The sequence below is a fragment of the Dickeya sp. NCPPB 3274 genome (genome assembly GCF_000406205.1).
Classification (GTDB): Bacteria; Pseudomonadota; Gammaproteobacteria; order Enterobacterales; family Enterobacteriaceae; genus Dickeya; species Dickeya fangzhongdai.
On sequence record NZ_CM001979.1, the window covers coordinates 4,826,315 to 4,845,950 of the forward strand.

Genomic DNA, 19,636 nt, shown 5'->3' on the forward strand with positions numbered 1-19,636 from the left:
ATATACTATACCCCAGTATATGACCAGACAAGACGGGAGTCGCCATGCCGCATACCATTCACGAAAAAAAGAAACTGCTGACGCGCGTCAGACGCATCAAAGGTCAGACGGAAGCGTTGGAAAAAGCGCTGGACGGCGGGGGACGTTCATGTCTGGAAATCCTGCAACAGATCGCCGCCATCCGGGGTGCGGTGAACGGGTTGATGGGCGAGGTGCTGGAAGGCCACATCCGTGACCATCTGATGAATGAAGAAGCGGACCCGGCGGAACGCGCCACCGATCTGGAAGCGATCGTGACGGTGATCCGTTCATATATGAAGTAGCTTGTATAGCGTAGTTTGTATGACGTAGTAGGTTGAAAACCTGCCCCACGCAGCCGGTCGCCAGTGTCTGCCCTACCGGGCGGCGACCGCAGCATGAAGGGAGGGAGTATAGCGCTGTTTATCGCCAGCGCTGATGAACAAACCTCGATTACGCGACCCACCACTCAATATTAAAACGATGTTTCATTTGAAACGAATTTCTTTGCTATCCTCGGCGGCACAGATGTTCCTCCCTTTGATGATTGCTGGAGATACCATGGCCAAGAACGTCGCCATTCTTTTGGCTCCCGGGTTCGAAGAAGCGGAAGCGATTATGGTGATCGATGTGCTGCATCGCACGAAACTGGACGTCACCCTGCTTTCCTGTCACGACCGGCTGGAGCTGCACAGTTACCACAATATCCGCATGTTCGCGGATGCCCTGCTGGAAAGAAATATGGACCGGCTGTTTGATGCCGTGGTGATTCCGGGAGGTCCGCAGGGCACGGTGAATCTGGCCGCCAATCCGATGGTGACGGAGTTTATCCGCCGCCACGACCAAGCCGGCAAGCTGATTTGCCCGCTATGCTCGGCGGCCGCCAGAGTGCTGGGCGGCAACCAGCTGCTGAAGGGCCGCCGCTATGTCTGCTCCGGCGACCTGTGGAAAGACGTCACCGACGGCGTGTATGTCGACCAGAAAGTGGTGGAAGACGGCAACCTGATCAGCGGCAAAGGGCTGGGCGTGGCGTTTGATTTCGCGTTTACCCTTGCCAGTCGACTGAGCGAAGATCGCGACGATGTGAACTTCCAGGTCGAGCATATCTATTACGATTACTGGCGCGTGCCCGCCTGAATGGACGCTCTATGACGGCGCGCCCGCGCCGTCACGCCTGTCGTGCTCAAATTGCCCCGGATTACATCCCGTCATTCATTGTCATATCGGCTGTCGCCGTAGCCGCCTTCGCCATAGCGTTCGCGGTATTCGCGCGGCGTCAGGTCATAATCCTTACGGAACACGGAATAAAAATACGGTAACGAGGGATAACCGCACATGGACGAAATCTCGTTGATCGACAGCGACGTAGACACCAGCAGATTTCTCGCCCGCTCCAGTTTTTCGGTGTGGATCATGCCGTGAATGGTCTGCCCGGTTTCATCCTTGAAGCGTTTTTCAAGGTTGGAACGCGACAGCCCGACCGCGTCCAGCACCTGCTCCACCTTGATGCCTTTACAGGCGTGATGACGGATAAAATGCATCGCCTGAATCACCGCCGGGTCGTGCACCGAACGGTAATCGGTCGAACTGCGTTCCACCACCCGCAGCGGCGGCACCAGAATGCGCTGCAACGGCAGTGCGTAGGGCGTCAGCAACAACTGGTGCAGCAGCTTGGCGGCCCGATACCCCATCTGCCTCGTCCCCTGCGCCACCGAAGATAGGGCCACACGCGACAGGTAACGGGTCAGTTCTTCATTATCGATGCCAATCACGCACAGCTTTTCCGGCACCGCGATGTTCAGGTGCTCGCACACCTGCAACAGATGGCGGGCGCGGGCATCCGTCACCGCGATGATGCCGGTTTGAGGCGGCAAAGTCTGAATCCAGTCCGCCAGCCGGTTCTGAGCGTACTGCCAGTTGCCCGGCGATGTCTCCATGCCCTGATACACCACGCCCTGATACTGCTCCGCCGCCACCAACTGTCGGAAAGCGTGTTCCCGCTCCTGCGCCCACCCTTTCCCCACCGATGCCGGCAGGCCGTAAAACGCGAACCGGTTCAACCCCTTGTTCTTCAAATGCAAAAACGCGCTCTCCACCAGCGCGTGGTTATCGGTGGCGATATAGTGCACCGGCGGATAGTCCTGCGGATGGTGATAAGAACCGCCCACGCCCACCAGCGGCACCCGCACCCCGGACAGCAATGCGATAATCGCCGGATCATCGAAATCCGCGATCACGCCATCCCCCAGCCAGTCGCGGATATTTTCGATGCGGCAGCGAAAATCTTCCTCGATGAAGATATCCCAGTCGCACTGAGACGCCTGCAGGTACTCACCTACGCCTTCAACCACCTGCCGGTCGTACACTTTGTTGGCGTTGAACAGCAACGTAATACGGTAGCGTTTCTCAAACATGGCGATACGTTCTCTTCGGACAGTACGATGGTGGGCGTCGTCCCTTCTCCGGGCGAAATTCGGCGCGGAAAGCGCGCCTTCCGCCTAAATAGCACGGCCGACCGTTAGCCCAAAAATAATTTCCTTACTTTGCGAACTGTCTCGCTGATTTTGCCGCAGATATACCGCCATCCCGGCCATCACAGTGATCAGGCTTTGTGTTTGGTGGCGGTATCCATCCACACCGCCAGCAGCAGGATGCCGCCCTTGACGATGTACTGCCAGAAGGTGGGCACATCGAGCATGCTCATGCCGTTATCCAGCGACGCCATAATGAACGCCCCCATCACGGCGCCCGCCACGCTACCCACCCCGCCCGCCAGACTGGTGCCGCCGATGACGCAAGCGGCGATGGCGTCCAGCTCCGCGATATTCCCGGCTGACGGCGACCCGGCGCCCAGTCGGGAACTGAGCACCAGACCCGCCACCGCCACCATCAGGCCGTTGATGGCGAACACCGCCAGCTTGGTGCGCTCGACATTCACCCCCGACAGGCGGGCCGCGTCGATATTGCCGCCCACGGCGTAAATGCGCCGCCCGAAGGCGGTGCGCACCGCCATGAACATGCCGCCCAGCATGATGAGCGTCAGCAGCAGTACCGGCGTCGGCACCCCGCGATAATCATTGAGCAGATAGATGGCGCCCAGCACCAACACCGCCATCAGCGCCTGGCGGGCGACGTCGCCGGACGCGGCGGCCACCGGCAGCCCCAGCCGTTGACGACGCAACCGCTGACGCCAGCGCCATACCACAAACACCATCAGCCCGATGACGCCGAACAAAAATCCCACGCCTTCCGGCAGATAACTCTGGCCAATCTGCGACATCGCCGGGCTGGTTGGCGATACCGTCGTCCCGTTGGTGATACCGATCAGCACGCCGCGAAACGCCAGCATGCCCGCCAGCGTCACAATGAACGACGGCACGCGCCGGTACGCCACCCACCAACCGTTCCAGGCGCCGAGCAACAGCCCCAATAGCAGGGTCGCCGCCACCGTCAGGGGCAACGGCCAGCCATACCAGACATCCAGAATCGCCGCCACGCCGCCCAGCAGCCCCATCATGGAGCCGACCGACAGGTCGATTTCGGCGGAAATAATCACAAACACCATGCCCACCGCCAGAATGCCGGTGATGGCGGTCTGGCGCAGCAGGTTGGAAATGTTGCGCGCGCTGAGATACGCGCCGTCGGTCATGAAGGTGAAAAACAGCATGATGGCGACAATCGCCGCGATCATCACCAGCACCTGCAGATTGAAAGGACGGCGGCGAGGCGCGTCGCCGGGAGACGCCGCCGACGCGGGCGTACGGTCAGATAGCCAGGTTTTCAGCATGATGCTCACTCCTTAATGCGGCTTCCATCACCTGCTCCTGCGTCAGGCCCCGGTTAGGCAAATCCGCCTTGAGCCGCCCCTGATGCATCACCAGCACCCGGTCGCTCAGGCCCAGCACCTCGGGCAGTTCGGAGGAAATCACGATGACGGCGATTTGTTGCTTTACCAACTGGTTGATCAGTTTGTAGATTTCGTATTTTGCGCCAATGTCGATCCCTCGGGTCGGTTCATCCAGAATCAGGATTTTCGGGCGCAGCAGCAGGCATTTCGCCAGGATGGCCTTTTGCTGGTTACCGCCGCTGAGGCGGGCGATCGCCAGCTCAGGCGATGCGGTTTTCACTTTCAGATGGGCGATCGACTCCCGTAGGCTATGCTGCTCGTCGGCATCCCGCAGCACCGACAGCGCGCCGGCGAACTGGTCGAGCGCCGCCAGAGTGATGTTCTGCGCCACGCTCATCACCGGAATGATGCCGTCCTTTTTGCGATCTTCCGGCACCATAGCGATCCCCAACGCCATCGCCTGCCGACAATGCCGGATAGCGACCGGTTTGCCTTCCACCCGGATATCGCCCTGCCATCGCCCCGGATACGCGCCGAACAGGCACTGGACCGTTTCGGTGCGCCCGGCGCCGACCAGCCCGGCGATCCCCAGCACTTCGCCGCGGCGCAGGCTGAACGACACGTCGTCTACCCGGCGAATATGGCGGTTCACCGGGTGCCAGGCGGTCAGGTGCTCCACCCGCAACACCTCTTCGCCGATATCATGCGGTTCATTCGGATACAGCTCCGTCAGTTCACGCCCCACCATCATGGCGATGATCTGATCTTCGCTGAGCGAGTCCGCCGGGCAGGTGCCAATGTGTTTGCCGTCGCGGATCACGCAGATCACGTCGGAAATCGCCTTGACCTCGTTGAGCTTGTGGGAGATGTAGATGCAGGCGATGCCGTGGTGGCGCAGGTCGCGCACGATATCCAGCAACACGCCGGTTTCCCGTTCGGTCAGCGACGCGGTAGGTTCATCGAGAATCAGCAGCCTGACCTGCTTGTTCAACGCTTTGGCGATCTCCACCAGTTGCTGTTGACCCAACCCCAGTTCGCCAACGCGGGTGTTCGGGTCGATATCCAGCCGCACCTGCGCCAGCATCGTCTGACAGCGCAGGTACATGGCGTCGTAATCCATCACGCCAAAGCGCGTCCGCTCATTGCCGAGAAAGATGTTTTCCAGCACCGTCATCGCTTTGACCAGCGCCAGCTCCTGATGAATGATGGCGATCCCTTTCTGCTCGGTGTCGCGGATATGTCCGGCCCGCAGCTCATCGCCGGCGAACCGGATGCTGCCCTCATAGCTGCCGTACGGATACACCGCACACAGCACCTTCATCAGCGTCGACTTGCCGGACCCGTTCTCGCCGCACAGCGACAACACCTGCCCCGCCTCCAGTTGCAGGCTGACATTGTCCACCGCCTTCACCGCCCCGAAAGCTTTGGTGATGTTTTTCATTTCCAACAGACACGGCATAACCCCTCCGCCTGGCTGATGCCGCACATCCGGCGACGCCGCATCTGCGGCTCGCCGGACGGCGGGCGAACTGGTTAATAGATATCCGCTTTCTTGTGGAATCCGTCGGCGACGACGGTGCTGTCGATATTCGTCTTGTCGACCGGGATCGGCGTCAGCAGGAAGGCAGGCACATCTTTCTTGCCGTTATTGAGCGTGGCGTTGGACTCCGGCTTTTTCCCCTGCCCCAGCGACACCGCGATATTGGCCGCATCCTGCGCCAGTTTGCTGATGGGTTTGTACACGGTCATGGTCTGGGTGCCGGCCACGATCCGCTTAATCGCCGCCAGGTCGGCGTCCTGACCGGAGATCGCCACCTTGCCGGCCAGCCCCTGGGCGGAGAGCGCCTGAATCGCGCCGCCCGCGGTCGCGTCGTTCGAGGCCACTACCGCATCAATCTTGTTGTTGTTGGCGGTCAGCGCGTTTTCCATAATTTTCAGCGCATTTTCCGGCAGCCAGGCATCCACCCACTGGTCGCCCGCCACCTTGATCTTGCCGCTATCAATTAACGGTTTTAATACTTTCATCTGGCCCTGACGAAACAGCTTGGCATTATTATCAACCGGCGAACCGCCCATCAGAAAATAACTGCCCTGCGGCACCTTATTGATCAGATATTGTGCCTGAAGCTCTCCGACTTTTTCATTATCAAACGAAATGTAAAAATCGATATCCGCATTATTAATCATACGGTCATAAGCCAGGACTTTTATTCCCTCGCGCTTGGCTTCGGCAATCACGTTACTTAAAACCTGACCGTTATAAGGGATAATCACCAGCACATCGACGCCGCGGTTAATCATATTTTCTATCTGGGATATTTGGGTTTCTTCATTGCCGTTGGCGGACTGCACAAACACTTTCGCCCCTTTTTCTTCGGCGTTCTTCACAAAAATATCCCGATCCTTCTGCCAGCGTTCGAGACGCAGGTCGTCGATAGCCATGCCGATTTTAACCTCTTTGGCAAGCCCCGGCTGACTCAGCATGGCAAGTGCGGCACAGGCTGACAGTAATACGTGTTTCATTTTCATCGTAGAGTACCTTTGTTATACCCGTCATACTTCAAGTTGCAGGTGCGTTGGCTTTCCTCGCTTACCCCAGTCACTTACTTGAGTAAGCTCCCGGGGATTCGCTGCGTCGCCGCCTTCCTGCAACTCGAATTATTTTGGGTATACAGGAAGGCAGGATAAAAACGTCACTTCACTTACGGCTACGTTGCATGAAATTGTTGACAAGAAAAGTCAGGGTCAGCAATTGCTGATTTTTATCTCTGAATTACGTTTTTTGGTTTAATTGTTATTTTTTGATAGCGGTCATATTTTCATCTTGTTAATCCATTTCATAACACCGGTGGGTGCGAGCGGTTTTGCAGATTATTCCGGCTATTTTTTGCGATCGAGCGCACATTTAATAATTATCTGAATTTCACTGTGAAATAACGTAATTGAGGAAACCGGCAGGCAAACGGAATATTGAGACAAGGCTGAAAACAGCCATTCCGGTGGTTTGCAAGGAGATAACAATGCACGCTTATTTTGATCAGATAGAAAAAGTTCGCTTTGAAGGTCAGGGCAGCCGCAATCCGTTTGCCTTCCGCCATTACAACCCTGACGAGGTAATCCTCGGCAAGCGCATGGCCGACCATTTGCGTTTTGCGGTCTGTTACTGGCATACCTTCTGCTGGAACGGTTCCGACATGTTCGGCGCCGGCGCCTTCGCCCGGCCCTGGCAGCAGTCCGGCGACGCGCTGGCGCTGGCGAAACGCAAAGCCGATATCGCCTTTGAGTTCCTGCACAAACTGGGCGCGCCCTATTACTGTTTCCACGATGTCGACGTCGCGCCGGAAGGCGGTTCGTTGCAGGAATACCTGAACAACTTTGCCGCCATGACCGAGATTCTGGCGGCCAAACAGCAGGAAACCGGCGTGAAGCTGCTGTGGGGCACCGCCAACTGTTTCACTAATCCGCGTTACGCCGCCGGCGCCGCCACCAATCCCGACCCGGACGTGTTCGCCTGGGCCGCCACGCAAGTGTTCACCGCCATGAATGCCACCAAAACGCTGGGCGGAGAGAACTATGTCCTGTGGGGTGGCCGCGAAGGCTATGAAACCCTGCTCAATACCGACCTGCGTCAGGAGCGCGAACAGATTGGGCGCTTTATGCAGATGGTGGTGGAGCACAAGCACAAGATCGGTTTCAACGGCACGCTGCTGATCGAACCCAAACCGCAGGAGCCGACCAAACACCAGTACGACTACGATGTCGCCACCGTCTACGGCTTCCTCAAACAGTTCGGGCTGGAGAAAGAAATCAAGGTCAATATCGAGGCCAACCACGCCACGCTGGCGGGGCATACCTTCCACCACGAAATCGCCACCGCGATTGCGCTCGGCATCTTCGGTTCGGTGGACACCAATCGCGGCGACCCACAGCTCGGCTGGGACACCGACCAGTTCCCCAACAGCGTGGAGGAAAACGCGCTGGTACTCTATGAAATCCTGAAAGCAGGCGGATTCACCACCGGCGGCCTCAATTTCGACGCCAAAGTCCGCCGCCAGAGCACCGATCGCTACGATCTGTTCCACGCCCATATCGGCGCGATGGACACGATGGCGCTGTCGCTCAAGGTGGCCGCCCGTATGCTGGAAGCCGGCGAACTGAATCAGCACGTCGCCAACCGCTACGCCGGCTGGAACGGCGAACTGGGGCAGCAGATCCTGCAGGGCAACGCGTCGCTGGAGATGCTGGCGGGTTATGCCGCCCACAATCAGCTTGACCCGCAACACCACAGCGGGCAGCAGGAACGACTGGAAAATCTGGTTAATCGCTACCTGTTCGGTTGAATGGGTGTAGGCTGGCGCAGGCCCAACAGCGCGGAAAACGGGTTTTTGGCGTCTGCGCCAGCGGCGCAAATATTAAGGGTACCGCCTGATAACGGCACACGAAGTCACAGCGAGGCGTTATGTACATCGGCATCGATCTTGGCACATCGGGCGTGAAAGCCATCTTATTACGGGAAAACGGCGACGTGGCGGCCAGCCACAGCGTGCCGCTGAACGTCTCACGTCCGCATCCGTTGTGGTCGGAACAGGATCCGCAAGCGTGGTGGCAGGCGACCGATGCCGCCCTGACCGGGTTGGCCGCGCAACAGGCGTTACAGGGCGTGCGGGCCATCGGGCTGACCGGCCAGATGCACGGCGCGACGCTGCTGGATGCGAAGCAGCGGGTGTTGCGCCCGGCTATCCTGTGGAACGACGGGCGCAGCGCCGCGCAATGCCGGCAACTGGAGCAACAGGTGCCGGACGCCCGCCGCATCACCGGCAATCTGATGATGCCCGGCTTTACCGCGCCGAAGCTGAAGTGGGTACAGCAGCACGAGCCGGATATTTTTCGGCAAATCGACAAGGTGCTGCTGCCAAAGGATTATCTGCGCTGGTGCCTGACCGGGGATTTCGCCAGCGACATGTCCGATGCGGCGGGCACGCTGTGGATGGATGTCGCCCGACGGGACTGGAATGACGCTCTGCTCGCCGCCTGCGGTCTAAACCGCGATCAGATGCCTGCGCTGTTCGAAGGCAACCAGATTACCGGACAGCTGCGCGCCGACATCGCCGCCCGCTGGGGCATGCCGCCGGTGCCGGTGGTCGCAGGCGGCGGCGACAATGCCGCCGGCGCCATCGGCGTCGGGCTGTATCAGGCTGGCCAGGCCATGCTGTCGCTCGGCACTTCCGGGGTTTACTTCGCGGTCAGCAACGGCTTTCTCAGCAATCCCCAACGTGCCGTTCACAGCTTTTGTCATGCGTTGCCCAACAGCTGGCATCTGATGTCCGTCATGCTGAGCGCCGCGTCCTGTCTCGACTGGGCCGCCCGGCTCACGCATGCCGACAGCGTGGCGGCGCTGCTCGCCGAAGCCGAACAGGCAAGCGCGGATGAAACCGCCACGCCGGTGTGGTTCCTGCCCTACCTGTCCGGCGAACGTACGCCGCACAACAACCCGCAGGCCAAAGGCGCCTTCTGGGGGCTGAGCCACTCGCACGGCCGTGCGGCGCTGGCGCGCGCGGTGCTGGAAGGCGTGGGGTTTGCGCTGGCGGACGGCATGGACGCGCTGCATGCAACCGGGCTGGAACCCCGGCAGGTAACGCTGATCGGCGGCGGCGCCCGCAGCGCTTACTGGCGACAGATGCTGGCGGACATCAGCGGCAAGACGCTGGAGTACCGTACCGGCGGCGACGTCGGCCCGGCGCTGGGTGCGGCGCGGCTGGCGCAAATTGCGCTGAATCCGGCGACGCCGCTGGCGCAGTTGCTGCCCGCTCTGCCGCTGGAACAAACACACCAGCCGGACCCGACGCGCCACGCGCAGTACGCGCAACAGCGCACGGTGTTCCGCCAGCTCTACCAGCAACTCAGCCCGCTGATGATCTGATGCGAACCACCCTGCCGATGTCAAAATTCACGTATTAATCAACTTACTGTATTAGCAAAAAAGAGAGGGCCGCGAAAGCGGCCCTCTCCTGACTAGTGACTGGCTTAGAACAAACCGAGTGGTTTCTCGGAGTAGCTCACCAGCAGGCATTTGGTCTGCTGGTAGTGCTCCAGCATCATCTTGTGGGTTTCGCGCCCAATACCGGACTGTTTATAACCGCCGAACGCCGCATGCGCCGGGTAGGCATGGTAACAGTTGGTCCAGACGCGGCCGGCCTGGATGCCGCGGCCCATGCGGTAGGCGATGTTGGCGTTGCGGCTCCATACCCCGGCGCCCAGACCGTAAGGGGTGTCGTTGGCGATCGCCAGCGCTTCCTCCGGCGTCTTGAAGGTGGTCACCGCCAGCACCGGCCCGAAGATCTCCTCCTGGAACACCCGCATGCTGTTCTGGCCGAACAGAATGGTCGGCTCCAGATAGTAACCTTGCGCCAGCTCCCCCGGCAGCACTTTGCGGTGCCCGCCGGTCAGCACCTGCGCCCCTTCCTTCTTGCCGATATCGATGTAATTGAGGATGGTATCCAGTTGCCCCGCCGACACCTGCGCGCCCATCATGGTTTGACTGTCGAGCGGATTGCCCACCCGGATGGATTCCACCCGTTTGATGGCGCGCTCCATGAACCGTTCGTAAATCGATTCCTGAATCAACGCCCGGCTCGGGCAGGTACACACCTCGCCCTGATTGAAAGCAAACAGCGCAAACCCTTCCAGCACCTTGTCAAAGAAGCTGTCTTCCTGATCCATCACGTCGGCAAAGAAGATATTCGGCGATTTGCCGCCCAGTTCCAGCGTTACCGGGATGACGTTCTGCGCCGCATAACCCATGATCTGCTGGCCGACTTCGGTCGAGCCGGTAAAAGCCACCTTGGCGATACGCGGCGAAGTCGCCAGGTACTCGCCAATCTGCCCGCCGGCGCCGTTAACCACATTCAGCACGCCCGGCGGCAGCACATCCTGAATCAGTTCCATCAGCAACAGTACCGACAACGGCGTCAGCTTGGCGGGTTTAAGCACGATGCAGTTACCCGCCGCCAGCGCCGGCGCCAGTTTCCAGCACGCCATCAGCAGCGGGAAGTTCCACGGAATAATCTGCCCGACCACGCCCAGCGGCTCGTGGAAATGGTAGGCGACGGTATCGTGGTCGATCTCGCTGATCGCCCCTTCCTGCGCGCGAATGCAGGCGGCAAAGTAACGGAAGTGATCGATACCCAGCGGCACATCGGCATTGCGCGTTTCACGGATCGGTTTCCCGTTGTCCCAGGTTTCCGCGCTGGCCAGCAGATCCAGATTGGCCTCCATGCGATCGGCGATGCGGTTGAGGATCTGCGCCCGTTCGCGGGTGGATAACGCCCCCCACTCGGCGCTGGCCTTGTGAGCCGCATCCAGCGCATGTTCGACGTCGCGGTTGTTTGAACTGGCGACTTCACACAGCGGCTGGCCGGTCACCGGCGTCAGGTTGACGTAGTATTCGTTGCTGGATGGCGGCACCCACGCGCCGCCGATAAAGTTGTCGTAGCGCTTTTTCAGCGTGAGGGCGGGTCCATATTCACCGGGCAACACCCGGTTTCCTGCGGTATCGATGGCCATGTCTGTCTCCTTTGGTGATACAGGGTGTCATCGCAGGCGGATACCCGGCGTCATGCCGGAACCCCCTGCGCCGCGGCAGCCAGAACCTGCCAGGGCGAAACCGGCAGGGATGAAAAGCCCCGTCTGGCTGATAAGTCCTCACAGAAAGTAATGATTAAATCGTATACAGTGTTACCAGATTGTAAAAGGTCTACCGCAGGGAAAAACGCCACTCTTCGACGCAGCGCACAGTTTGTTATTCCCACATTCAGGCCATACTTTTTTATCCGTAAGGTGTGGATGGAAACTGGCGGGATAAAAATTCGCATCCCTGCAGCGGCGGTGAAATAATGTTGGAACAGACTCACGAAACAACGAGCACAACACCGTGAACAGTGATGATTCTCAGGGCGTCGCAGAGAGATTAATAGCCGGCGCCTGCCAGCGCACCGTCTGGCATCAGGGTGAACTGGATTCACCGCGGCAGGACTGGCTGGCGGAAGAAGTGCCGGTGGCGCTGGTCTATAACGGTATTTCGCACGTAGTGATGATGGCGTCGCCAAAAGATCTGGAGCCGTTTGCGCTCGGCTTTTCCCTGTCGGAAGGCATCATCCAGTCGCCGCAGGACATCTACGGCATGGATGTCGTGCCGGTGTGCAACGGCATCGAAGTACAGATCGAGCTGTCCAGCCGCCGTTTCGCCGGGTTGAAAGCGCGCCGGCGGGCGATGGATGGGCGAACCGGCTGCGGGGTCTGCGGGGTAGAACAGCTGGAAGAAATCGGCAAACCGGTGTCGCCGTTGCCGTTCACCCAGCACTTCTCGCTGTCTCGTCTGGAGCAGGCGTTGCAGGCGCTGAAAAGCGTGCAACAGGCGGGCGCGCTGACCGGTTCGACGCACGCCGCGGCCTGGTTGTCTCCCGAAGGGGAACTGTTGGGCGGCTGTGAGGACGTCGGCCGCCATGTGGCGCTGGACAAACTGCTGGGAACGCGCGCACGCCAACCCTGGCAGCAGGGTGCGGCGCTGGTATCCAGCCGCGCCAGTTATGAAATGGTGCAAAAATCCGCCATGTGCGGGGTGGAAATTCTGTTTGCGGTTTCAGCCGCCACTTCGCTGGCGGTAGAGGTGGCCGAGCGGTGCAATCTGACGCTGGTCGGCTTCTGTCGCCCCGGACGCGCCACCATCTATACCCACCCGCAGCGCTTGCAGGCCTGATGGTCAGGCCGGGCAGAGCTTAGACCGATTTGTTGTTAGCTGGAGCGATTACGGCATAAACGCTTGTAATCGCGGAATAAAGTGCGCAGATAAACCGGTCGGTGCCACGAATAGTCGTTTTCAAGATCATTTAATTAACTATAATGAACCTAATGCTTACGCGGTGCTAACAAGCAATAGCGCCGCCCAATAACTAAATTGCGCACGACAACAATGGAGATGCTAAACATGAGTTATTCACTGCCATCCCTGCCTTATGCTTATGACGCACTGGAGCCGCACTTCGATAAGCAGACGATGGAAATCCATCACTCCAAACACCATCAGGCTTACGTCAATAACGCTAACGCAGCGCTGGAATCCCTGCCTGAGTTCGCCAGCCTGTCCGCCGAAGAGCTGATCACCAAACTGGATCAACTGCCGGCCGACAAAAAAGGCCCTCTGCGTAACAACGCCGGCGGTCACGCCAACCACAGCCTGTTCTGGAAAGGCCTGAAACTGGGCACCACGCTGACAGGCGAACTGAAAGCCGCCATTGAGCGCGATTTCGGCAGCGTTGACGCGTTCAAAGAAAAATTCGAGCAGGCAGCAGCAACCCGTTTCGGTTCCGGCTGGGCGTGGCTGGTACTGAAAGATGACGGCAAACTGGCTGTCGTTTCCACCGCCAACCAGGACAGCCCGCTGATGGGCGAAGCGATTTCCGGCGCATCCGGCTACCCGCTGATCGCACTGGACGTGTGGGAACACGCTTATTACCTGAAATACCAGAACCGCCGTCCGGACTACATTAAAGCGTTCTGGAACGTCGTAAACTGGGACGAAGCGGCTAAACGTCTCGCTGAAGCCAAATAAGTAAAAGGTAAAAATTAATTTCTAAATCAGAAATTAACGTGACCAAACCCGGAATAACATTTGTTATACCGGGTTTTTTTATTTTATTTTCAGGATTATCGCCGCGAAAAGCAGTATAAAGTTTCACTATGGCGCGCCGATAGATTCTGCAGTTCTTGCAATAGACTGCACACAGCCGCCAACATGGCAATCTCACATTCACGAATAAATCGGTTATTCACCACTTTACTTCATCACTCAGCCTATTAATGATGGAAGAAAAAAATGGCTATAAAACTCGAAAATATCAAAGTCGGCAGGAAGTTAGGATTAGGGTTTTCCTTAATTCTGTTGCTGACCGTCATTATTGCTGCAGTAAGCGTACACTACATCGAAATACTGAAAGGGCGTTTTGAAAAAGTTATCTTCAGCAATCAAATCAGCGATGAAGTTAATGAGGCCCGTTATTATCGTGTTTTGTATAGCACAAGTTATAATCCGGATAGCATTCAGCAAAACACCAAACATATTGATAACATTATTAATTTAATCTCTTCAATCCAGGGTAAATCCTGGCGCGGCGATTACGACGACAAACTGAGCAATATCGCCAGGCTCATCAGCCAATATAAAGAAAGACAAAAAAACTATACCGACGCCATCGCCAAAAAAGATGACGTCAGAAAAAGCTGGAACCTGTCCGATTCGGAAAAACCGCTCAAGCAGATCGAGCAACAGGTTGCCGGCAATCTACCGCTTCAATTGCAGTTAAGTACGCTGCACCAGAAACTGGTGACGGTCCGCTATCTGGTACGCGGTCTGCTGCTATCGTTGAACAGCGATGCGGAAAAACCGCTGGTTACCTCGCTGGATGACGCGCAGGCGGCGCTGAATCAGTTTATTCAGGCGCTGACGCCGGAACAGCAAGCCATCATGGCGCCGGTGGTTTCTACGCTTTCAACCTACAAGACGCAGGTACTGGCTTACCTTCCAGCCTATCAGGTGGAGATGAATCAGGCTAAACAGCTAGGTGAGACCGCCAATCAACTGCTCGACAATGTCGACAAGATGGTCACCGAGGAAACCGCCGCCACCCAGAGCGATATCACCAGCGCCGAATGGCAGATTGCCATCACCGCGCTGATTACGCTGCTGTTGGGCGCGCTGATTGCCTGGTATATTTCCCGCCAGATTACCCAGCCGCTGAACAACACCGTCGCTATCGCCGAAAGCATCGCCATCGGCGATCTGACCATCGCCATTGAAACCACACGCCGTGACGAACTGGGCATGTTGTTTGGCGCTATGGCGAAAATGAAAGCCAATCTGCACAACATGATCGATGACATCCGTATGGGCGTCAGCCAGATCACCACCGCCGCCAGTGAAATCGTCACCGGTAACAATGACCTGGCCGCCCGTACCGAATCCCAGGCTGCGTCGGTGGAACAAACCGCCGCCAGCATGGAACAACTGACCTCCACTGTGAAACAGAACGCCGCTAACGCGCATCAGGCCAACAAACTGGTGCTGGATGCGACGCACACCGCACAGGAAGGCGGCAAACTGGTGGAAAACGTGGTGCAAACCATGTCCGACATCGAGGGCAGTTCCAAACGGATTGCGGAAATCACCTCGGTGATTAACGGCATCGCCTTCCAGACCAATATTCTGGCGCTCAACGCCGCGGTGGAAGCCGCCCGCGCCGGTGAACAAGGCCGCGGTTTCGCCGTAGTGGCCAACGAAGTGCGCAACCTGGCGCAACGCAGCTCGCAGGCGGCCAAAGAGATTGAAGGCTTGATCTCCACCTCGGTCGATCAGGTATCCAAAGGCGCCCATCTGGTGCATTCGGCCGGTAAAACCATGCAGGAAATTGTGACGGCGGTGACGCATGTACACGACATCATGGGAGAAATTACGGTCGCGTCCGATGAACAAAGCCGCGGTATCGCTCAGGTGAATCAGGCGATCGTCGAGATGGACAGCACCACCCAGCAGAACGCCGCGCTGGTGCAGCAATCTTCCGCTGCCGCCAGCTCGCTGGAAGAACAGGCGGTCATGCTCTCCAACACCGTGTCGGCTTTCCGTCTCTCCTCCACGCAGGAACTGGCGCCCGCCAGCCACGGTTTGCCGTTTGCCGGCCATCAGCAGCAGCTGTCTTATAAGCGCTAACGTCAGGCAGCAGCCGGACGGCGCATCGCATCTCCTTTAGCGAAGGGGATAAGCGAAAGCGAGAATACAAAAAGGGCAACCCAAACGGGTTGCCCTTTGTTATCTGATGTCCCTGGATCAGAACGCCTTTTTCAGGCTGATGCCGGCGATAAGTTCGGTCAGCGACAGCACCAGCGTGGAGCGCACCATCTGCTGATAACGCTGCTGTTGCATGGCCGCCAGCAACGCGTCGTCGGGATCGACGCTCGGCGGCAGCATCGGCGACGGCGGCAGGCTGCTCACACAATGCAGCTCGCTGATCGGCCCGAGGATTTCATCATCGGTAAACCGGTACCCATGCTCGTCGTGGGTCAGCTCCTCGCCCAACGCCATCAGCAGCTCGGTATCTTCGTATTCTTTACGGCTGATCATGCCCAGACCGTAAATCAGCTTCAACCGCACTGACAGCTCGCCCAGCGGCCCGCTGCCGGATAACAGGGGTTCGACGGCGTACTTCACGGCATAATCGTCTTTGCGAAACGCCTGCAGCATCAGCAGGCTGACGGCTTCTGCCAATAACTCGACGGCCATCAGCATAAAGCTTCTGACCGTTTTCGATGCGTTCAGGGATTCCAGTACCCGATTTTCAAATGCCTGCGTATCGTCCATCGTCGCTTCTCGTACGTTAATTCCGCGCACAGTGTTGCCCCTGCGCGTTGGAGCGGCTGACTCCACGGGGGCATGGCTTTTCATCTTCAACGCCCCGTCCTATCCAACGCACTCGATTGAAAAGCAGGGACACAGCCTGATCTGTGCCGAGACGCGCCGATTACTGCATGGCGTTATACACACTCACCGCTTTTCCGACAACCTCGCTGTCAACGTCCAGACCGGAAATCTGCGCCAGCGCAACCTTCGGCCCTTGCGAGGCGATCAACGCCGCCAGTTCCTGCGCCTGCGGGTCCTGCTCGCTGCGATAATGCATCGCGGCGGCAATGCCCTGGATCAGGTTGTCATGCGGCAGGCTGTACTCCAGCGTGCCCAGCAACGGTTTGATCAGGCGATCGCCAGCGCTGAGTTTACGCAGCGGCTGACGGCCGACGCGCTCCACCTCATCGTGCAGCCACGGGTTTTCAAAACGGGTAAGAATTTTGCGGATGTAAGCCTGATGCTTATCGGCATCAAAACCATAGCGACGAATCAGCACCGCGCCGCTCTCTTCCATCGCCCCCTGCACCACGCGGCGGATCGCCGGGTCCAGAATGGCGTCGCGGATAGTGCTGTGCCCGGCGCGCTGGCCGAGGTAAGCGGTGATGGCATGACCGGTGTTCAGGGTGAACAGCTTGCGCTCAACGAACGCCATCAGGTTATCAGTGAGTTCCATACCGGCGATCGCCGGCGGTTCGCCGTTGAACTGGGTTTTATCCACAATCCATTCGCTGAAGGTTTCCACCGTCACCGCCAGCGGATCGGACTCGCCGGCTTCGGCCGGCGGCACAATACGGTCTACCGCCGAGTCCACGAAACCGACATGCTGCGCGACCCACGCCTGCGTATTCTCCGGCAATTGCGCCAGTACGTGCTGTTTGAGCTGACTGGTGCCGCGCACCATGTTTTCGCAGGCGATGATATTCAGCGGCGAGGTGTTGCCGTTGGCATGACGCTTCACCAGCCCCTGGGCAATGGCGCCGGCGATCTTCGCCAGAATCTGCGGACCCACGGCCGTTGTCACCAGGTCAACCCCGGCAATCAACTCAACCGCCTGCGGGCTGCCGCTGTGTACGGCGCTGACCTGACTGACCGTTTCTACCTGCTGCTGTTCGCCGACGATCCGCACCGGATAGCTACCGCGTTGGTTGATGGCATCCAGCAACGGCTGGTTCACATCGGCAAACGTCAGGGAAATACTCGCGTCCGCCAGCAGCTTGCCGATAAACCCACGGCCGATATTGCCGGCCCCAAAATGTAATGCTTTCATCATGCGTAACCTTACTACTGAGATTTAACAATCCGGGAAAGAAAGCGCCGCCCGAAGGCGGCACTTTTTTATCTGTCAGGCAGGTGACTTGCCGGAAAGCAGGTCGAGGACATCCTGCACATTTTCCGTCTGAGCCAGCCGCTCTATTATCGACTCATCATCCAGCGCGCTGGTGAGGTTGGTGATGACCTGCACGTGTTCGTTGTTGCGGGCCGCGATACCGATTACCAGACGAGCCACGTCGTCCTCATCGTCGCCGAAGCGCACCCCTTGCGGATACTGGCAGAACACCACGCCGGTTTTCAGCACCCGGTCCTTGGCTTCAATCGTCCCGTGCGGCACGGCGATCGACTCGCCCAGGTAGGTGGAGGTCAGTTTCTCACGCTCCAGCATCGCGTCGACATACGCCGGCTCGACATAACCGCCTTTTACCAGTTGTTCACCGGCAAAACGAATGGCCTGTTCTTTGTCGGCGGCCTGCAGGTTCAGGAAGACGTTTTTCTCCGTCAGTTGGAACAGCGTCTGCGGTGCGGCGGCCGGCTCGGCAACCGGAGCGGCGGCAGCGGGTTTGGCCTCGCCGGTTTGAGCCGCCTGCAGACGGGCAACCAGATCGTTGTACAGGTTGCTGTCGAGGAAGTTGGTCAGCGAAATGTGCTGAGCCTGCGGCGCATGGCGCATGGCGCGCTCGGTCAGATCACGGTGGGTGATCACCAGATCCACGTCTTCCGGCAGGTTGTTGATGGCGCAGTTGGTCACCGAAATGCTCCGCAGACCGGCATCCTGTACCTTCTTGCGCAGCACCCCTGCCCCCATGGCGCTGGAGCCCATGCCGGCGTCGCAGGCGACGATGATTTTACGCACGGTGCCAAGGTCGCCGCTCACGCCGCTGACAGCCTGGCCTTTGGACGCGGATTTCATTTCCTGCATACGGCGGGTCGCCTGCTCCAGTTCGTCGTCATCCTTCACTTTGCTGCTTTTCAGCAGGATGGACGACACCACAAAGGAGACCGCGAAAGCGGCGGCGATCGCGACGATATTGGCGAAGTAGGCGCCTTTCGGCGTCATTGCCAACACCGCCAGAATGGAGCCCGGCGAGGCCGGAGACACCAGACCGCCGTTCAGCAGGCCCAGCGTGAACACGCCGGTCATGCCGCCAAGAATAACGGCGATAATCAGACGCGGATTCATCAGCACATACGGGAAGTAGATTTCATGAATCCCGCCCAGGAAGTGGATGATGGCCGCGCCCGGCGCGGACTGTTTGGCGTTGCCGCGGCCGAACAGCATGTAAGCCATCAGCACGCCCATACCCGGACCCGGGTTGGCTTCGATCAGGAAGAAGATGGATTTCCCGGCTTCCGTCGCCTGCTGGATGCCCAGCGGCGAGAAGATGCCGTGGTTGATGGCGTTATTCAGGAACAGGATCTTCGCCGGTTCAACGAAAATCGACGCCAGCGGCAACAGGTTGTTCTGCACCATCAGGTGCACGCCTGCGGCCAGAATGCGCGACAGCGCTTCGACCAGCGGACCAATCGCCAGGAAGGACAGAATAGCCAGCAACATGCCGATGATACCGGCGGAGAAGTTGTTGACCAGCATCTCAAAGCCGCTTTTGATTTTACCGTCAACCGCAGCGTCAAAGTGTTTGATCGCCCAGCCGCCCAGCGGACCGGCAATCATGGCGCCGAGGAACATCGGGATATCGGAACCGACCACCACACCCATCGTGGTGATGGCGCCGACCACGCCGCCGCGCTCTCCACCGACCAAACGCCCGCCGGTAAAGCCAATCAGCAACGGCAACAGATAGGTGATCATCGGGCCGACCAGCTTGGCCAACGTCGCGTTGGGGATCCATCCGGTAGGAATAAACAGTGCTGTGATAATCCCCCAGGCAATAAAGGCGCCGATATTCGGCATCACCATATTGCTCAGGAAACGGCCAAAATTCTGCACCTTGACCTTGGTATCTGGTGAGAGCATAGAGATACACCCCTTTGAAACGCGCGGCGGAAAGCGTTCGCGCGGTAATTATTGATTGTTAGACAGCGTGATG

15 protein-coding genes are annotated in these 19,636 nt (G+C 58.5%); 7 read left to right on the forward strand and 8 right to left on the reverse strand.

Annotated features, from left to right (window positions below; translation table 11 throughout):
- The first annotated feature begins 44 nt into the window (after positions 1 to 44).
- Both DXX3274_RS21575 and DXX3274_RS21580 read left to right on the forward strand, forming a co-directional pair.
- Positions 45 to 323 carry a metal/formaldehyde-sensitive transcriptional repressor gene (locus tag DXX3274_RS21575; protein WP_033568100.1) on the forward strand — a complete coding sequence of 93 codons (279 nt, stop codon included), beginning with the start codon at positions 45 to 47 and terminating at the stop codon, positions 321 to 323.
- A 256-nt stretch (positions 324 to 579) separates the two neighbouring features.
- Complete coding sequence (locus tag DXX3274_RS21580; RefSeq protein WP_042861606.1) at positions 580 to 1,155, forward strand: DJ-1/PfpI family protein; 576 nt, start codon at positions 580 to 582, stop codon at positions 1,153 to 1,155.
- A 71-nt stretch (positions 1,156 to 1,226) separates the two neighbouring features.
- Here the strand turns inward: DXX3274_RS21580 and xylR are convergent, their stop codons facing one another.
- From xylR to xylF, 4 genes are all read right to left on the reverse strand, one after another.
- The gene (gene xylR, locus DXX3274_RS21585; RefSeq protein ID WP_042861607.1) at positions 1,227 to 2,432 is read right to left on the reverse strand and encodes a D-xylose utilization transcriptional activator XylR; all 1,206 of its coding nucleotides are present in this window, start codon (positions 2,430 to 2,432) and stop codon (positions 1,227 to 1,229) included.
- Positions 2,433 to 2,620: 188 nt separating this feature from the next.
- Positions 2,621 to 3,805, reverse strand: a complete 1,185-nt coding sequence (gene xylH / locus DXX3274_RS21590) for a xylose ABC transporter permease XylH (protein ID WP_042861608.1) — start codon at positions 3,803 to 3,805, stop codon at positions 2,621 to 2,623.
- Positions 3,783 to 5,324, reverse strand: coding sequence for a xylose ABC transporter ATP-binding protein (locus tag DXX3274_RS21595; RefSeq protein ID WP_042861610.1), 1,542 nt, complete (start codon positions 5,322 to 5,324; stop codon positions 3,783 to 3,785). The genes xylH and DXX3274_RS21595 overlap by 23 nt, the downstream gene beginning before the upstream one ends.
- A 74-nt stretch (positions 5,325 to 5,398) precedes the next feature.
- Positions 5,399 to 6,394: a D-xylose ABC transporter substrate-binding protein gene (xylF, locus tag DXX3274_RS21600; RefSeq protein ID WP_042861611.1), complete on the reverse strand. Its 996-nt coding sequence runs from the start codon at positions 6,392 to 6,394 to the stop codon at positions 5,399 to 5,401.
- 491 nt (positions 6,395 to 6,885) lie between these two features.
- On the opposite strand from xylF, the gene xylA reads away from it, so the two are divergent.
- Both xylA and xylB read left to right on the forward strand, forming a co-directional pair.
- Entirely contained in the window at positions 6,886 to 8,205 is a 1,320-nt protein-coding gene (gene xylA / locus DXX3274_RS21605; RefSeq protein ID WP_042861613.1) for a xylose isomerase, read from the forward strand.
- Positions 8,206 to 8,324: 119 nt separating this feature from the next.
- Entirely contained in the window at positions 8,325 to 9,785 is a 1,461-nt protein-coding gene (xylB, locus tag DXX3274_RS21610; RefSeq protein WP_042861614.1) for a xylulokinase, read from the forward strand.
- A 104-nt stretch (positions 9,786 to 9,889) separates the two neighbouring features.
- On the opposite strand, the gene DXX3274_RS21615 is transcribed toward xylB, so the two are convergent.
- Complete coding sequence (locus DXX3274_RS21615; RefSeq protein ID WP_038912279.1) at positions 9,890 to 11,428, reverse strand: aldehyde dehydrogenase family protein; 1,539 nt, start codon at positions 11,426 to 11,428, stop codon at positions 9,890 to 9,892.
- 367 nt (positions 11,429 to 11,795) lie between these two features.
- Between DXX3274_RS21615 and fdhD the strand changes: the two genes are divergently transcribed.
- From fdhD to DXX3274_RS21630, 3 genes are all read left to right on the forward strand, one after another.
- Entirely contained in the window at positions 11,796 to 12,620 is an 825-nt protein-coding gene (gene fdhD, locus DXX3274_RS21620) for a formate dehydrogenase accessory sulfurtransferase FdhD (RefSeq protein ID WP_042861616.1), read from the forward strand.
- Positions 12,621 to 12,848: 228 nt separating this feature from the next.
- Positions 12,849 to 13,472: a superoxide dismutase [Mn] gene (sodA, locus tag DXX3274_RS21625; RefSeq protein ID WP_042861618.1), complete on the forward strand. Its 624-nt coding sequence runs from the start codon at positions 12,849 to 12,851 to the stop codon at positions 13,470 to 13,472.
- A 264-nt stretch (positions 13,473 to 13,736) separates the two neighbouring features.
- On the forward strand, positions 13,737 to 15,623 hold the full coding sequence (locus DXX3274_RS21630) for a methyl-accepting chemotaxis protein (protein ID WP_042861620.1): 1,887 nt from the start codon (positions 13,737 to 13,739) through the stop codon (positions 15,621 to 15,623).
- Positions 15,624 to 15,740: 117 nt separating this feature from the next.
- On the opposite strand, the gene DXX3274_RS21635 is transcribed toward DXX3274_RS21630, so the two are convergent.
- From DXX3274_RS21635 to DXX3274_RS21645, 3 genes are all read right to left on the reverse strand, one after another.
- A complete protein-coding gene (locus tag DXX3274_RS21635) occupies positions 15,741 to 16,355 on the reverse strand; it encodes an MltR family transcriptional regulator (RefSeq protein ID WP_202438406.1) in 615 nt (204 codons plus the stop codon).
- A 76-nt stretch (positions 16,356 to 16,431) separates the two neighbouring features.
- Entirely contained in the window at positions 16,432 to 17,580 is a 1,149-nt protein-coding gene (locus tag DXX3274_RS21640) for a mannitol-1-phosphate 5-dehydrogenase (protein WP_042861622.1), read from the reverse strand.
- 75 nt (positions 17,581 to 17,655) lie between these two features.
- Complete coding sequence (locus tag DXX3274_RS21645; protein ID WP_042861624.1) at positions 17,656 to 19,563, reverse strand: PTS mannitol transporter subunit IICBA; 1,908 nt, start codon at positions 19,561 to 19,563, stop codon at positions 17,656 to 17,658.
- Positions 19,564 to 19,636: the final 73 nt, after the last annotated feature.

Bases quoted from the DNA above. Each gene is read 5' to 3' on its own strand.
- DXX3274_RS21595 (WP_042861610.1), bottom strand. From the start codon at position 5,324: ATGCCGTGTCTGTTGGAAATGAAAAACATCACCAAAGCTTTCGGGGCG.
- xylR (WP_042861607.1), bottom strand. From the start codon at position 2,432: ATGTTTGAGAAACGCTACCGTATTACGTTGCTGTTCAACGCCAACAAA.
- DXX3274_RS21575 (WP_033568100.1), top strand. From the start codon at position 45: ATGCCGCATACCATTCACGAAAAAAAGAAACTGCTGACGCGCGTCAGA.
- DXX3274_RS21580 (WP_042861606.1), top strand. From the start codon at position 580: ATGGCCAAGAACGTCGCCATTCTTTTGGCTCCCGGGTTCGAAGAAGCG.
- DXX3274_RS21615 (WP_038912279.1), bottom strand. From the start codon at position 11,428: ATGGCCATCGATACCGCAGGAAACCGGGTGTTGCCCGGTGAATATGGA.
- sodA (WP_042861618.1), top strand. From the start codon at position 12,849: ATGAGTTATTCACTGCCATCCCTGCCTTATGCTTATGACGCACTGGAG.
- DXX3274_RS21645 (WP_042861624.1), bottom strand. From the start codon at position 19,563: ATGCTCTCACCAGATACCAAGGTCAAGGTGCAGAATTTTGGCCGTTTC.
- xylH (WP_042861608.1), bottom strand. From the start codon at position 3,805: ATGCTGAAAACCTGGCTATCTGACCGTACGCCCGCGTCGGCGGCGTCT.
- DXX3274_RS21635 (WP_202438406.1), bottom strand. From the start codon at position 16,355: ATGAAAAGCCATGCCCCCGTGGAGTCAGCCGCTCCAACGCGCAGGGGC.
- xylF (WP_042861611.1), bottom strand. From the start codon at position 6,394: ATGAAAATGAAACACGTATTACTGTCAGCCTGTGCCGCACTTGCCATG.
- DXX3274_RS21630 (WP_042861620.1), top strand. From the start codon at position 13,737: ATGGCTATAAAACTCGAAAATATCAAAGTCGGCAGGAAGTTAGGATTA.
- DXX3274_RS21640 (WP_042861622.1), bottom strand. From the start codon at position 17,580: ATGAAAGCATTACATTTTGGGGCCGGCAATATCGGCCGTGGGTTTATC.
- xylA (WP_042861613.1), top strand. From the start codon at position 6,886: ATGCACGCTTATTTTGATCAGATAGAAAAAGTTCGCTTTGAAGGTCAG.
- xylB (WP_042861614.1), top strand. From the start codon at position 8,325: ATGTACATCGGCATCGATCTTGGCACATCGGGCGTGAAAGCCATCTTA.